This is a genomic window from Streptomyces sp. NPDC002564, assembly GCF_042889645.1.
Taxonomy (GTDB): Bacteria; Actinomycetota; Actinomycetes; order Streptomycetales; family Streptomycetaceae; genus Streptomyces.
This window is the reverse complement of record NZ_JBIARE010000011.1, coordinates 68388-82645: the sequence shown is the minus strand read 5'-3', so window position 1 is coordinate 82645 and position 14258 is coordinate 68388. Positions and strand designations below refer to the sequence as shown.

At 71.3% G+C, this 14258-nt stretch carries 13 protein-coding genes; 6 read left to right on the top strand and 7 right to left on the bottom strand.

Features of this window, described 5'->3' with window-relative positions; genetic code table 11:
• Window positions 1–27: 27 nt before the first annotated feature.
• Window positions 28–420 (bottom strand): STAS domain-containing protein, encoded by a 393-nt coding sequence (locus tag ACFYXE_RS31150; protein ID WP_389318317.1) that lies wholly within the window; start codon window positions 418–420, stop codon window positions 28–30.
• A 189-nt stretch (window positions 421–609) separates the two neighbouring features.
• Between ACFYXE_RS31150 and ACFYXE_RS31145 the strand changes: the two genes are divergently transcribed.
• Complete coding sequence (locus tag ACFYXE_RS31145; protein WP_389318315.1) at window positions 610–990, top strand: ATP-binding protein; 381 nt, start codon at window positions 610–612, stop codon at window positions 988–990.
• A 56-nt stretch (window positions 991–1046) separates the two neighbouring features.
• Here ACFYXE_RS31145 and ACFYXE_RS31140 read toward each other — a convergent pair whose 3' ends face one another.
• Entirely contained in the window at window positions 1047–2369 is a 1323-nt protein-coding gene (locus tag ACFYXE_RS31140) for an MFS transporter (protein ID WP_389318313.1), read from the bottom strand.
• Window positions 2370–2491: 122 nt separating this feature from the next.
• Here ACFYXE_RS31140 and ACFYXE_RS31135 point away from each other — a divergent pair, with 122 nt between their 5' ends.
• On the top strand, window positions 2492–3676 hold the full coding sequence (locus tag ACFYXE_RS31135; protein ID WP_389318311.1) for a PP2C family protein-serine/threonine phosphatase: 1185 nt from the start codon (window positions 2492–2494) through the stop codon (window positions 3674–3676).
• A 149-nt stretch (window positions 3677–3825) separates the two neighbouring features.
• The gene (locus tag ACFYXE_RS31130) at window positions 3826–4170 is read left to right on the top strand and encodes a hypothetical protein (protein WP_389318309.1); all 345 of its coding nucleotides are present in this window, start codon (window positions 3826–3828) and stop codon (window positions 4168–4170) included.
• Window positions 4171–4233: 63 nt separating this feature from the next.
• On the opposite strand, the gene ACFYXE_RS31125 is transcribed toward ACFYXE_RS31130, so the two are convergent.
• Entirely contained in the window at window positions 4234–5028 is a 795-nt protein-coding gene (locus ACFYXE_RS31125) for a SigB/SigF/SigG family RNA polymerase sigma factor (RefSeq protein ID WP_389318307.1), read from the bottom strand.
• A 325-nt stretch (window positions 5029–5353) separates the two neighbouring features.
• Between ACFYXE_RS31125 and ACFYXE_RS31120 the strand changes: the two genes are divergently transcribed.
• Window positions 5354–6151, top strand: a complete 798-nt coding sequence (locus ACFYXE_RS31120) for a DUF4389 domain-containing protein (protein ID WP_389318305.1) — start codon at window positions 5354–5356, stop codon at window positions 6149–6151.
• An 8-nt stretch (window positions 6152–6159) separates the two neighbouring features.
• On the opposite strand, the gene ACFYXE_RS31115 is transcribed toward ACFYXE_RS31120, so the two are convergent.
• Window positions 6160–6396, bottom strand: coding sequence for a hypothetical protein (locus tag ACFYXE_RS31115; protein ID WP_389318303.1), 237 nt, complete (start codon window positions 6394–6396; stop codon window positions 6160–6162).
• 283 nt (window positions 6397–6679) lie between these two features.
• Between ACFYXE_RS31115 and ACFYXE_RS31110 the strand changes: the two genes are divergently transcribed.
• Together ACFYXE_RS31110 and ACFYXE_RS31105 are read left to right on the top strand one after the other, a co-directional pair.
• Entirely contained in the window at window positions 6680–7120 is a 441-nt protein-coding gene (locus ACFYXE_RS31110; protein WP_389318301.1) for a hypothetical protein, read from the top strand.
• A gap of 227 nt (window positions 7121–7347) precedes the next feature.
• A complete protein-coding gene (locus ACFYXE_RS31105) occupies window positions 7348–8022 on the top strand; it encodes a hypothetical protein (protein ID WP_361179209.1) in 675 nt (224 codons plus the stop codon).
• Window positions 8023–8126: 104 nt separating this feature from the next.
• Here the strand turns inward: ACFYXE_RS31105 and ACFYXE_RS31100 are convergent, their stop codons facing one another.
• Genes ACFYXE_RS31100 through ACFYXE_RS31090 form a run of 3 tightly spaced genes read right to left on the bottom strand, consistent with a single transcriptional unit; the run spans window position 8127 to window position 13490 of the window.
• Window positions 8127–9722 carry a class I adenylate-forming enzyme family protein gene (locus tag ACFYXE_RS31100; RefSeq protein WP_389318299.1) on the bottom strand — a complete coding sequence of 532 codons (1596 nt, stop codon included), beginning with the start codon at window positions 9720–9722 and terminating at the stop codon, window positions 8127–8129.
• On the bottom strand, window positions 9706–11613 hold the full coding sequence (locus tag ACFYXE_RS31095) for an ABC transporter ATP-binding protein (protein WP_389318297.1): 1908 nt from the start codon (window positions 11611–11613) through the stop codon (window positions 9706–9708). The genes ACFYXE_RS31100 and ACFYXE_RS31095 overlap by 17 nt, the downstream gene beginning before the upstream one ends.
• Complete coding sequence (locus tag ACFYXE_RS31090; RefSeq protein WP_389318295.1) at window positions 11613–13490, bottom strand: ABC transporter ATP-binding protein; 1878 nt, start codon at window positions 13488–13490, stop codon at window positions 11613–11615. The genes ACFYXE_RS31095 and ACFYXE_RS31090 overlap by 1 nt, the downstream gene beginning before the upstream one ends.
• Window positions 13491–14258: the final 768 nt, after the last annotated feature.

Below are 14258 nucleotides of genomic sequence, written 5' to 3'. Positions count from 1 at the left end.
GTCATCGCCCGGGCGGCAGCCCGGGCCCTACTCGGACGCCGCGGTCCTGTCGCTCTTCCGGGGCGCGTGGACACGTCGTACGCCCTCGTCGAGGCTGTCCGTCATCTCCAGGACGCTGGTGACGCCGGTGACCTCGAGGAGCCGCGCGATACCGCTCTGGTAGGGGCCGGCGAGGACGTAGGGCCGCGAGGCCTCCTGGTGCTCGGCCTGAGCCCGCAGGATCACGTTGAGCAGCGTGCTGTCGGCGAAGGTGAGGCCGGCCAGATCGAGCAGGGTCCCCACGGTCTCGGGGTCCGTGAGAGCGCGAGACAGCGCGAGCGTCGCCTCGGCCGTGTCTTCGAGGTCGAGCTCGTTACGGAAGGAGACGACGGTCACTCGCTCGTGCCGGGTGACGTCGATGCTCTGTCTGTCGGAATCCATCCCCTGACCCTCCCACATCTCCGCCACCAGGTGACCATGGGATGCGCTCATGACCCCGGCGGGACGAAGGGGGTGTGCGACGCGGCGGGTCGGGCAGGCGGGAAGGTACCGACGGAACAAGAGCGGTATCCAGGCATGTACGGGGAAAGGACCAACGCCGCGATGCGCGTTGCCGAGGCAGTGGAATCAGTGAAGACAGTGGAGACACAGGACATCAGTTGCGCGGACGCGCGGTCCGCGGTCCGCGAGGTGCTGGCGGAGGTGTGCTGCGGCCTGCCGCTGCCCCAGGCGCAGCGCCTGCGCGACGACGCGCTGCTCGTGGTCAGCGAACTGGCGGCCAACGCGCTCCTGCACGCCGGAGGCTTGACCCGCTTCAGCGTCGGCCTGGAGGGCGACGGGATGCAGGTGCGCGTGAGCGACGGCAGCCGCGAGGTGCCGCAGCGCCTGACGCCCGCGCGCGGCCGCCCTGGCGGTCACGGCTGGATGGTGGTTCAGCGCCTGTGCTCGCGCGTCGAGGTCGAGCTGGAGCCGGACGGGAAGACGATCACGGCGGTGCTGGCGCTCGTCTGACCGGCCGGGTTCGGCGACGGCCATGGACCCGGCGACGGGCATGAGCTCGTCCGACGTCACCGGCTCGTCCGGCGTGCACGGGGGCTGGCGGTGTCGGCCTCGGATGAGGTCCGCTGTTGAGCCGTAGCCGTAGCCGTAGCCGTAGCCGTAGCCGTGGACGCCGAGGCAGCCGCAGTCCGCCCGCCCCGGGACGCCGTCGCAGGCGCGCAAGCCGCGGCGACGAGCATCAGCAGCAGTACGGGAATCATCGCGGCACGCAGCCCGTGGTGCTCGCCGAGGAGCCCCAGGGCCGGTGGCCCCGCCAGCAGCGCGACGTAACCGATCCGCGAGGTCAGCGCGACGCGCCCGGTCGCGTCCGGGCCGGACTCGCCCGCCGCGGAGAGCGCCAGCGGGAATCCGAGCGAGGTGCCGAGGCCCCACAGGAGCACGGCGCACCCTGCCGCCACCGGGGAGTCCACGAAGGACACGAGGGCGATCCCGACGGTCGTCAGCAGCGCGCCGCCACCGAGCACGACGGGCCGGCCGACCCGGGCGACCAGCGGCCCGCCCGCGAAGCGGCCGACCGCCATGGCGGCGGCGAACCCGGCGTACACCAACGAGCCCAGACCAGTGGGCATGTCATGGCCGTCGACCATCAGGAGCGGCAGCCAGTCGGTGGCCGATCCCTCCGCCAGCGTCATCCCGAGCACCACTCCACCGATCAGCAGCAGCCGTGGGTCGAGGTACAGCCGCCGTTCCCTGACCCCCTCCGGATCCGGGACGGCGGACGCGCTCTCGCCGTCCCCGGCACGGCGGGCGATCCCGGGGCGCAGCCTCGGCACGGCGAAGGCGAACAGCCCGGCCACGAGCAGCAGCATCAGCCCGAGATGCCAGGGCACCGGGAAGCCCGCGGCGGCGCCCGCCACGCCCAGGCCCGCCCCGACCACCGTGCCGAGGCTGTAGCAGCCGTGCAGGGCCGGCAGCACGGGCCGTCCGAGCTCCCGCTCCACCCCGGCCCCGTCCACGTTGCTCGCCACCTCGGAGAGGCCCATGCCCGCGCCGATGAGCAGCAGGCCGAAGGCGACCGACGGCGCCGAGGCGACCGCCGTGCCCAGCGCCGTCATGGCCACGCTGGCGAGCACGAGGGACATGCCGGAGAGGATGACGGGACGCGTGGAGAACCGTGCCACCAAGGCGCCGGCCACCAGGATGCCCATCATCGAGCCGATCGACATCCCGAAGAGCACCAGGCCCATCTCCGCGGTGGAGGCGCCGAGCCGGTCCCGCACATCGGGGGTCCGCGTGACCCAGGTCGCGAGCGACAGGCCGGGGATCGCGAAACACAGCCGCAGAGCCACCCGGTGACGGCGGATCAGCGGGCCCATGCTGGTGGTTTCCATGAGGGCGCGGGCTCCCGGAGGCCGGACGGCAGGCGTACACACGTACCCTAACCGCGCCCCTGCCGGGCGTTGTGATCAGCCGTGAACCAGCAGCCGTGAACCAGCACCCGTGAGCAAGCACCGTGAACAAGAAGGGCCGGGGCAACACGCACACGGCCATGGACGCCGGAGCGACCTTCTGGGCGAAGATGATCAATGTGGATTCCTCCCGCTCAGTGAGTACTCGCTACCGCCTCGTGCGCCTTCTGCCGGTGCTCTTGATCGCGGCCGCCACTCTGACCGACCTGTACACCCCGGCCCGGGAGCGCTACGACGCGTTCCTCTATCTCGTGCCGGGGCTGGCGGCCGTGGCCTGGGGAGCGCCCGCGACCATGGCCTTCGGTGTCGCCGCGGCGCTGGTCGACGCCGGACTGGACGCGGTGCGCGGGGAGCCGTTCCTGCCGGGCGGCCTCGCCGGCTTCGTCCTGATGATGGTCTTCGGCGCCGTCGCCGCGTGGAGCAGTTCCGTACGGGAGCGCCACGAGCGCGAGGCCCGGCGGATGCAGGAGGTCGCGGAGGTCACGCAGCGCGCCATGCAGCATCCGTTGCCGGACCATCTGGACGACCTCGACCTGTACTTGCTCTACGAGACGTCGGTGGCCGGGGCGCACGTGGGCGGCGACTTCTACAAGGCACTTCAGGTCCCCGGGAAGGTCTGCGTGATGATCGGGGACGTGCAGGGCAAGGGGCTGGGCGCGGTCGAGACGGCGGCGGTGCTCCTCGCCTCGTTCCGCGAGTCCGCGTACACCGCACCCGACCTGCCGGCCATCGCCCACCAGCTGCAGATCAGCATGCGCAACTACGCGGCGCGTGGGGACACGGTCGTCGCGGACCGCTTCGCCACGGTCCTCCTGGCGGAGATCCCGCACGACCGCCCCGTGGTGCGCCTGCTCAGCTGCGGCCATCCGCCGCCGGTGCGTCAGCACGGCGGGCGGACGGAGTACGTCGACTTCCGTGCGCCGTCACTGCCGATCAACCTGCCGGTGGCGGTCGACGAGGACCACGTGGTGGAAGAAGTGAGTTTCCGGCCGGGCGACCGTCTCCTGCTCTACACGGACGGAGTGAGCGAGACCCGCGACCACGGCGGCGCGTTCTACCCGCTCAAGGACCGCGTCTCCGGTTGGGCGCGGGAGCCCGACGAGAAGATCGCCGGACTCCTCGCCGACGACCTGCACCGGTTCAGCAGGCACGGCCTGGACGACGACACCGCGGCCGTCCTCATCGCGCGCCGCGCGGCACGCGTGCCGAAGGAGGAAGACCTCGTGTGAGGTCTGAGCCGTTGAGGGGGCAACTTATCGCCCATGCGGGGTAATTGGCATGCCTGAAGAGGTTCGGGCGGGCGTGTCCGCCGCACGGGGAATGAGGTGCTGTGATGGGTCCTGCGGTCTCGGCCACGGTGATGGCGCGCGGAAGCAGTATGGATGAACCCGCGGACTGGGCCCTGCTGGTCGGAGTCCTGGTGCTCTATCTGGCGATCGGCTTCGGTCTCGAATACCGGGCGAAGCGGCGCGCGGGCGCGACGCGACCCGCCAAGGCGGCGACGAGAGGCCTGTTCTCCGAACGCGACGGCCTCGATCCGAAGCAGCACTTCGCCAGCAGAATGGTGATGCTGGCGGGCGGTCTCGCGACGGGCGGGTCCGGATTCCTCACCCGCGACGCGCCGACCGCCGTGCAGGTCATGGTGATGGGCGTGGTGGCGGTCGTGGCGATCTTCGCATGGGCGTACTTCGACCACCGGACGGAGCCGCGAGAGGGATCCTGACCGGTCGTCGGGACGGCGGGGTCGCGCGGGGCCCTGACCCTCTGGTCAGGGCCTGTTCCGGGATCAGGCGGCCTGCCGCACGGCCGGGCCCGTGCCCGCGTGGGCGCGGACCTGGGCGCAACTACGGCTGATGAGCCGGGAGATGTGCATCTGGGACACCCCCATCTGCCGGGCGATCTGGGACTGCGTCATCTCCTCGAAGTAGCGGAGGTAGAGGATCTCGCGTTCCCGCGGGGGCAACTGCGCGAGCCCGGCCTTGACGGCTTCCCGGTCGTCGATCAGGTCGTACTCGGGCTCGGCGCGGCCCAGGACGTCGGCGAGGCTGTACGTGTCGCCGGAGTCGACGAGCTCGGCGTCCAGCGAGAGGCTGCTGTGGCTGTCCCAGGCCGCCATCCCCCTGCGGACGTCGTCCATGGTGAGCCCCGCCTGGGCGGCGATCTCCTCCATGTCGGGTTCCTGGGAGTGGCCGGGCCGGTTCGTCAGGTCCTGGTGGGCGGCACGCACCCGGTTGCGCAGTTCCTGGACGCGGCGCGGGACGTGGACGTCCCAGCTGTGGTCGCGGAAGTGGCGGCGCAGTTCACCGGTGATGGTCGGCACGGCGTACGGCGCGAAGACACCCCGGGCGGGGTCGTAGCGGTCGACCGCCTTGATCAGCCCCAGCGCCGCGACCTGTCGCAGGTCGTCCAGGCTCTCGCCCTTGTCACGGAACTTCCTGGCGAGGCGGTGAGCCATCGGCAGCCAGGCCACGACGAGGTCGGCGATGAGCACGTCCCGTGCGGTCCCCGCGGGTGTGGCGGCCAGGCGGACGAAGTCCTGCTCGGTGTCGGGGGCGTCATCGTGGGGGTGACGGACGGGCATGACGAACACTCCTCATCGGCTGGGGTCAGCGGGATCACCGGGCATCGGCCCTGGTCATCGCCTTGAGGAGCGCCTGCTTTCCTAAGCACTCGCAGCCCGCCTGCCCCTGCTTCAGGGGGACAAACAGGTCCATCGAGGTGAACCCCGGGGGCGGGGTTCGGCGAGAGGTGACGGTCTGAAGGGCGGGGCTGCGGGTGCGTCGGCGCAGCGGCCGATGGGCCGCTTCATGGCCGGTTCACGCACTCCGACGGCGGCCTCGGCGGTGCGCAGGCCGCGGCGCGCGCGCAGCATGGAAGCAGCAGACTCACGGTGACGAGGAGGCGCGATGTCGACAGGTTGGGAGCCCAGAACCGTATCTGACCCCGCCGGACGTGGTGAGTTCCTGCCGGTGCTGGATGTGCCCGCACCCGGACGCCAGCGACGCTGGACGGTCCTGCTGCGGTGGCTGCTGCTGATCCCGCAGTTCGTGGTGTACGTGGTGTTGAGCGTCGTGGCGTTCTTCGTCGTCATCGCGGGCTGGTTCGCCGCCCTGTTCACGGGGCGGCTGCCGGACGGGATCCACCGGTTCCTCAGCTCCGTGGTCGCCTATGCCACCCGGGTCGACGCCAGTGCGACCCTGCTCGTGGACCAGTACCCGCCGTTCTCCTTCTCCGCGCCGCGATACCCGGTGCAGATCGAGGTCCGCCCCACCCCGCTCAACCGGCTCGCGGTGTTCTTCCGGCTGATCCTGATGATCCCGGCCGCCATCGTCAGCGGCCTCCTGCAGAGCGGCTGGTACGCGATCAGCTGGGTGTTCTGGATCATCACCCTCATCCTGGGGCGGCTGCCGGGCCCCTTGTACGCGGCGACGGCCACCGTCGCCCGTTACAGCATGCGCCTGCACGCGTACGCCTACCTGCTCACGCCCGCCTATCCGAAGGGCCTCTTCGGCGACGAGCCGGTCCCTCCGGACGAGGTCCGGTCCGGGACCAGGCCGCTCCTGCTCGACACCGCGGCGACGGTTCTCGTCGTGCTGTTCCTGCTGCTCGGCCTGGCCGGCCACGTCACGAACGCCACCGTGGACTACGACTCCGACGGCGAGAGCACGCACACGGCCGGTGTCGTGCAGCCGATGCACCCCTGAAGCGTGGTCTAGCGCTGCCGGGCGGCGACCGCGTCCGTCCCTACGGGCCTCTGCACCGTGTGGGAGTGCCCGGCCGCGTCGCCCTCGACCTGGTGCGCGGGCTTGGAGCCGGTGCCCGCCGGGCGCTCGACGGTGTGGCTGGGCCCCTCGGCGGGGGCGGTGGACGCATTCGCCACGGCGGTGGTCGTACCGAGGGTGCCGAGCGTGATCAGTGCGAATGTGGCGATGGCGATCGACTTCTTCATGCGGGTTCTCCGTGATCGGGGCGGCTGATGTCCTGCTCTTCGATCCTCACACCCGGGACATTTCGTCAGTGTTTGCTTCGGCCCCTGGGCATGAGAAGCGGATGAGAAAGGGGTCGCGCCCCTGCGCGCACGGTCGAGCCCGTCCTCGGCCCGTGCCCTGGAGGCGCTGATCTCCGGGTCTCCCTCGCGGCGGCCTGGACGGCCTCGCTGCCGCCGTGGCGCGCCGACGTGTCGGGGCGGGCGTGCGGGGGTCGTGAGGGCTTTTGTGCCTACGTTGGCTCGTATGAACGACATCGAAGCCGAGCTCGACGACTATCTCGCCCGCTACGCCGACACCCTGACCTCGTACGACGCCCACGCGGCGGCCGGCCTGTGGGGCACCCCCGGCATGATCCTCACCGACGAGCAGGGTGCCGGCGTCCTGGAGTCCCGGGAAGCGATGGCCGCCGGGCTGGAGCAGTCCTATCCCCTGTACCGCAGGCTCGGCCTGGCATCCGTCGGCTACGAGCGCCTCGGACATGAGCGGCTCGGCGACACGATCTTCCTCGTCCGTGTCCGCTGGCTCTTCTACGACAGTGACGGCAACCGGATGACCGACAGCCACGGCAGCTACATCCTGCGCCGCGGTGACGAGGGCCTGCGGGCGTTCGTGTGCGTCCCCGCGGACGACGCCGAAAAGCTGCAGGCCCTCGCGGCCGAGAAGGGCGTCGGCCTGACCACGTGAGCAACCCCGCGCAGGCCCGGTCCGGAGTGCCTGACACGCACCCGCGCGATGATCTACGGGATACCGTTACATGACCTTCAAGTGGACGCAATGGTGGGTGATTTACCTTTATTCCGTACTCGCCGGACAGCAGAGGGCAAAAAGTCTGTACCGCGTAGGCCACTGGACCGCTGGCCGCGCGCCGGGCGAGTGCACACCACCGCATCGTGAAGGGGAACACCGCCGTTATGCGCACCGTCACTCACCACCGCAGCACCCTCCGTACCGCCACCGTCTCGGTCATCGCCGGTACGGCCCTGCTGGCTCCGGCCGCGGCTGCCCTGGCGAGTTCGCCCGCCCCCGAGCGACCCGCCGCCGTGCAGCCCGCCGCGGCCGCCGCCGCGAAGACCACGAAGATCGACATCGGCGCCGGTGTCACCCTCACCGTCAAGAGCGGCGGCCACCCGTACTACAACGGCAAGCTCATCAAGCCGGGGCAGACGGTCGACGACGGCATCTACATCCACCTGAGCTCCGACGGCAAGCGCCTGTACAGCAAGACGCAGGGCGGCGGAACGCCGTACACGATCTGGGACGTCAAGACCGGCAAGAAGATCGGTACCCAGAAGACCAGCCCCACCGCGAAGGTGAAGGCCGCGCTGACCGCCAAGCCGTCCGCGACCTCCGTGAAGGCCTGGCAGGAGCTGCGCGTCAGCGGCAAGGCGACGGGCATCAAGGCCGGCAGCAAGGTGAACCTGCAGCAGAAGCAGCGGGGTGCCTGGAAGACGCTGCCCGCGAGCACCACCGTCAACAAGTCCGGCGCGTACTCCCTGCGCGTCAAGCTCGGCCTCAAGGGCAAGAACGACCTCCGCGTGAAGAGCGGCGCCACCCTCTCGCCGGTCTTCCACGTCACCGTGCGCTAGGGCGCGTCGGGCGGCCGGGTGCCGCCCGACCGGCCTGTCCGACCCCTCGGAGGACCGGTGGAGCCGAGCTCGGCTCCACCGGTCCTCCGAGGGGTCCGCGGCCGTCACGAGTGGTTCGGCGGGGGAGCGGCCGAAGCGGCGGCCACCTTGGCACGGCTGACCTTGCCCATGGCGCTCTTCGGCAGCGCGGTCACGAAGTCGATCGCGGCGGGGACCTGGTGGGGCAGCAGCCGGGCACGGCAGTGCGACGTGAGGTCCTTCGCGGGCAGCGGGGACCGGGCGACGACGGTGGCCCGTACGCGCTCGTCGGCGTCTCCGGCCGCCTCGCCCCACACCACGGCCTCGGCGACCGACGGGTGGGCGAGCAGGACCTGTTCCACTTCCACGGGATTCACCTTCTTCCCGCCCACGTTGATGAAGGACTCCTTGCGCCCGATCAGGTGCAGGTGGCCCTCGGGGGCGAGGCGGGCCAGGTCGCCGGTCCGGTACCAACCGTCCGCCAGCGCCCGCCGGGTGGCTTCCGGATGACCGAGGTACTCCGTGAACATCGCGGGTGTCCGCACCAGCAGTGCTCCCTCCGCACCGGCTGGCATCGCCTGCCCTCGCTCGTCGACCACCCGCACCTCCACGCCGGGCATGGGGCGGCCCACCCCGCAGTCGGGCCCGGCGCCGTCCTCGGGGCGACGCCCCGCGATGACTCCGGTCTCCGTGCAGCCGTACACCTGCTGGATGTCCAGCCCGAGCCGCTCCCTGGCCCGCTCCGCCACCGTGGCCGGCAGCGCGGCGCCCGAGGAGAGGCAGAGCCGCAGGGCGTGCGGCGCGTGCGAAGGCGCCGCTCCCGCCGCACGTGTCGCCAGGTCGTACGCCATGGGCGCGGCGACGAGGACGGTGCAGGCGTGCTGCTCCAGGGTCCGTAGCAGGCGTGCCGGGGTGAAGCGGCCGAGGAGCACGAGCTGGGCCCCTGCCCGCAGGGCGGTGACGAGTCCCGCGACCATGCCGAAGGAGTGCAGCAGGGGAACGGCGGCCAGGATGCGGTCGCCCTCGGTGATGCCGTAGGCGCGCGCGTAGATCTCGCCGCCGTTGACGAGGTTGCGCTGCGGGTGGACGGCGGCCTTGGGCTCGCCGGTCGAGCCGGAGGTGTACTGGTAGAGGAAGGGGGCGTCGGCGTCAGGATCTCGGCCGAGTGCTTCGGTCACGTCCGACGAACCCGCCGACCGCTTCGGCCGCCCCGACTCCACCGACTCCACCGACTCCGCCGTCTCCGCCGTCCCGTTCACCGGAACGAAGACGCAGTCGAGCGGGCCGTGCTCCTCGGAGTCGCGCAGCGCGGTGAGTCGTGGAACGTCACCCACCACGGCCAAGGATCCCAACGCGGCTCGGAGAGAAGCCAGTTGAGTGTGTGTGGTGCCCGGCTCCAATGGGACCACGCGCAGCCCCAGGCGCGCGGCGGCGAGGAAGGCGACCACGGAGTCGGGGGTGTTCTCGAGGAGCAGCCCCGTCGCACCGCGCTCCTGGAGGCCCAGCGCGCCGAACCGGCGCGCGGTGGCGTGCACCTTCGCGCGGAGTGCGGCGTACGTGAGGACGGCCGCGTCGTGGCGCACGGCGACGGCGTGGGGGCGGGACCGGGCGGCGTCATCGAGCAGCTCCCCGAGGGTGTGGGCGGGGCGGTGACGCGCCCCGATGTCAGACGCGGTGGCCATCGACCACGCTCTCCTTTCCGTCGCGGGCGGAGCGATCCGGAGACGCTCCGTTCGGAGAAGAACCGGGAGAACCGGGAGAACCGGGAAAGGGCCCGTCCGCAGGATCGTCGTCGGGCTGCTGGTGCCGGAAGTAGCGGTCGTAGAGGCGCCCGTAGGCGCCGCCACGGGCCAGCAGGGTCGCGTGGTCGCCCTCCTCGACGATGCGGCCGTCGTCGACGACCACGATCGTGTCCGCCTTGCGGACCGTGGGCAGGCGGTGGGCGACGACGATGGTCGTGCGGTGGGCGGAGAGCGCCTCCAGGCCTTCCTGGATCTGTGCCTCGGTGAGGGGGTCGATGCTGGCCGTGGCCTCGTCGAGGATCAGTACCGGGGCGTCCTGGAGGAAGACCCGGGCGAGGGCGACGATCTGCCGCTGGCCGGTGGAGAGGTTCCGGCCGCCCTCGTCGGTGGGTGTGTCAAGACCCTCGGCGAGCTGGGCCAGCCAGTCGCCGCCCGCCACCGCCCGCGCCGCCGCCTCCACCTCGTCCCGCCCGGCGCCCGGCCGGCCGCGGGCGATGTTGTCCGCCACCGTCCCGGAGAAGAGGAAGGGCGTCTGCGTGACCACGCCGAGGCAGCGCCGGTACTGGTCGAGGTCCAGGGAGCGCACGTCGAGCCCGTCCACTTCGATGCTGCCCCGCTGGAACTCGTACGCCCGCATGATCAGCCGCACCACGCTGGACTTGCCCGCGCCGGTGTGGCCGACGAGGGCCACGGTGCGGCCCGCGGGGATGGTGAGGCTCACGCCGTCGAGGACGGGGCGCTCGGCGTCGTAGCCGAAGTGCACGTCCCGCAGGGCGATGTCGCCGCGCAGCCGAGGGACCGGGACGCGGTCGCGCTGTCGTACCGCCGGCTCGCGGTCGACGAGGGCGAAGACCCGCTCCCCGGCGGCGAGGCCCTGCTGGAGCTGGCTCCAGAAGGAGGCGATGCTCGTGAGCGGTGACCAGAACAGGGCCAGCGCCTCCAGAAAGAGCACCCACTCGCCCGCCGACACGGAGCCCGCGTCCACGCCGTGTCCGCCGACCAGGACCACGGCGACCGTGCCCAGTCCGGTGAGGGAGATCAGCAGCGGGAAGATGCCGCTGAACAGGCGGTTGAGCCGCACACTCGCCCGAAACCACCGGTGGTTGACCTCGTCGAGGCCGGCCTGGGCGGACTCCTGGTGGCTGTGGTTGCGGGCCACGGCGATGCCGCGCAGCGTCTCCTGGACGTATCCGTTGACCTCGGCCAACGCCTGCTGCTGGCGCAGCGAGGCGCTGCGCGCCGCCCGGCGGAAGGCGAGGCTGACGGCGACGATGACCGCGGCCACGAGGGCGGTGACCAGGGCCAGCGGCACGTTGATCACGAAGAGGGCGGTCAGCAGGATGGCGATCATCAGGACCTGGCCGAGCAGGCTGAGCACCAGGCTGATCAGCGTCGCGAACGCCTGGGTGTCGTTGGTGACGCGGCTGACCACGACACCGGTGGGATGCGCGTCGTGGAACGCCATGTCTTGGCGCATGGCCGACGAGAACGCCTGCTCCCGCAGCCCCAGCACCACGTCACCGGCCAGCCGTCCGGTCACGCGCTCCTGGAGGAGGGTGAGCAGCCAGGCGGTGATGCCCGCGACGAGGATGGCGGTGATCAGGAGCGCGAGGCGGCTGTCGTCGTCGTTCGTCAGCGCCGAGTCGACGGTCTGGGCGAGCAGCAGCGGAACCGCGCTGCCGGCCGTCGCGGCGATGATGACGGCCGAGGTCACGAAGGCGACGGCCCGGCCCCTGCCGCGGAAGTAGGGGACGATACGGCGGGTCAGTTCGCCGTCGCTGTAGCGGCGGTCGTACGCGTCCGGCTCGATGCCCTCCAGTAGATGGGCCATCAGTGGTTCTCCTCCTTGGCGCCCGCGCCGTTCGTGGCGGTCGGGGCCGGCGTGTCCAGGTACGGCGCGAAGATCCGGCGGTAGAGGGAACAGTCCCGCAGGAGCTGTTCGTGGCTGCCCTGGCCGGCCAGCCGGCCGGCGTCCAGGACGAGGATGTGGTCGGCGGCCCGGATGCGGGACAGCCGGGGGGTGACCAGGAACGTGGTGCGGCCGTCCGCGGCCTGTCGCATCGCGCGCTGCACCTCGTACTCGGTGGCGCTGTCGACGGCGCTGGTCGCGTCGTCCACCGCGAGGATCCGGGGATCGGCGACCAACGCGCGGGCGATGGCGAGGCGTTGGCGCTGTCCGCCGGAGAGGGTGACGCCGCGTTCGCCGATGACGGTGTCGTAGCCGTCCTCGGTCGCCGTGATGAAGTCGTGCGCCTGGGCGACACGGGCCGCGGCCTCGATCCGGGTCCGGTCGGTGGTGTCGTCGGCGCCGATGCTGAGGTTCTCCGCGATGCTGCGGGAGAAGAGCACCACGTCCTGCTCGACGACGGACACGCGGGAGCGCAGGGACGCGGTGTCCCAGTCGGTGGTGGCGACGCCGTCGATCAGGACGTGCCCGCCGTCGGGGGCGTAGGTGCGGTTCAGCAGGTGCAGCAGGGTGGACTTGCCGCTGCCCGTGGCGCCGACGACGGCCACGGTGGTGCCCGCGGGCACCCGGAACGACAGGTCGCGCAGCACCGGCTTGCCGGGGTCGTAGCCGAAGGTGACGTTCTCCATCGCGACGTCGCCCTGGAGGGCGGCGACGTGGTGGCCGCCGCGCTCGTCCTCGCCGTCGGGGTCGTCGAGGACCTCCTTGATGCGCTGGGCGCCCGACATGCCCAGGTAGATGAGTCCGAGGCTGAAGGACGCCAGTTGGGTGGGGGCCCTCAGGGTGCCCATCAGGCCCAGTACGGCGACGAGTTCACCGATGCTGAGGGAGCCCGCGCGCAGCAGGATCACGGAGTGCACCAGGGCGCCGACGGTGGCGAGGGTCAGCAGCAGCGGTGGAAGGGCGAGCGCCTGGGTGCGGATCTGTCGGACCGAGGCGTCCCTGAAGGACCCGGCCAGCTCGGCGAACCGGCCGCGTTCCTGGTCGGCGCCACCCGTCGAGCCCACCACTTCGATCCCGGCGATGCTCTCCGAGGCCTGGGCCGTCATGTCGCCGAAGCGTTCACGGGTCAGGTCGGAGACGGGTTCGAGGCGTCGGCCGTGCTCGGCGAGGGCCACGGCGAACAGCAGGACGAAGGCGACGGGGGAGAGCAGCAGTCGCGGATCGACCAGGGCGATGAAGACGATCGGCATCAGGATGTTCAGCGCGAGGTCGACGGCGAGGTCGAAGCCGGGCGACACCATCAGGTTCAGCGACTCGGCGTCACCGGTCGCGCGGGCCGACAGATCGCCGACCCGGCGCCGGTTGAAGTAGCCCTGGCTCTTGCGGAGCAGACCGGCGAAGACCTGGGCGCGCGCGGTGCGTTCGAGTCCGCTGGCGAAGGATTCCAGGCAGTACGTGGACATGATGCCGCCCAGGGCCCGGACGACCACGAGCGCGAGGAGCCCGGCCACGACGGCGTGGAAGGTGCCGAAGTCGGGGGCCCCGCCGTCCTGGTCGAGCACCGCGTCGAAGGCGAGTCCGGTGACCAGGGGGATCGCCGCGTTCAGTGACTGCCAGGTGAGGCTGCCCACCAGGAACAGGGCGATGTACGGCTTGAAGGGCCGCATCTGCGCGAGCAGCCAGCGCGGCACGCCGGCCGGTGCGCCCGCCGCGGGTTCGGGTCCGGGCGGCGGCCCGGGTGGGGCCTGGTTCTCCGGGCCTGCCGGGTCCTCCCGGTCAGGGATGGTCTCGGCGGTCATCGGCTCACCTTCTCCGTGTCGGGGGCCCTGGCGTCCGCGGGCCCCGGAGGACCGGAAAAGGCAATCGACGCACGGTTTTAGGCCACGATTCAACGAATTTATGGATGTGGGGCGCACAGGTATTTCCAGCCGTGCGTGAATTTCGACGGAGGCCGGAAGAGGAGCGCCCTGTGGGCCGGAAGAGGGGCGCCCCGGAAGCGGCGGTCGCCCGCGAGAGCATGCGGGGCGGGCCGCGGGGGCGTGGGTCGACTAAAGGATTCACGCACGCCCGGTGTGCGGGCGTGGGGCACCCGGCGCATCACGTCGAGGGCGGCCGACGCGGTCGCCGCCGGGCAGTGCTTGACGAGCGAAAACCCTGTTCAGGGGCGTACGTGCGAAGTGGGTGGTCGGTGGTTCGGCAGCGTGGATTCGGTGGCGCGCAATCGGGCCCGATCCGTGCCGTGGCAAGGAAGCTACGCGTTTTCACGCGAAAACGAAAGTCTGCCCCGAGGCTGCGCGAATGCCGACGATTGAAAATTAAATGAAGAAGTCGACAGAGGTTGTGCCGCCCGTATTTTGAGCCGTCGGGCCCGATCGGGCAGTTCCCAGTTGAATGGTTGAGGTCGCCGGAATCGTCTGGGTACTGTGAGCGGCATCCAGAGCCATAGCGGGTGTTCCGTGAACCGCTATCGCACGTGTGCCGTGGCGAGTTGGCCAGAGCCCGCCGGAGGGCGGGGCGGGGTGACTTCGCCTCCTTGCGCCCGGCGGAGCCGAGGCGCATGGCGACAG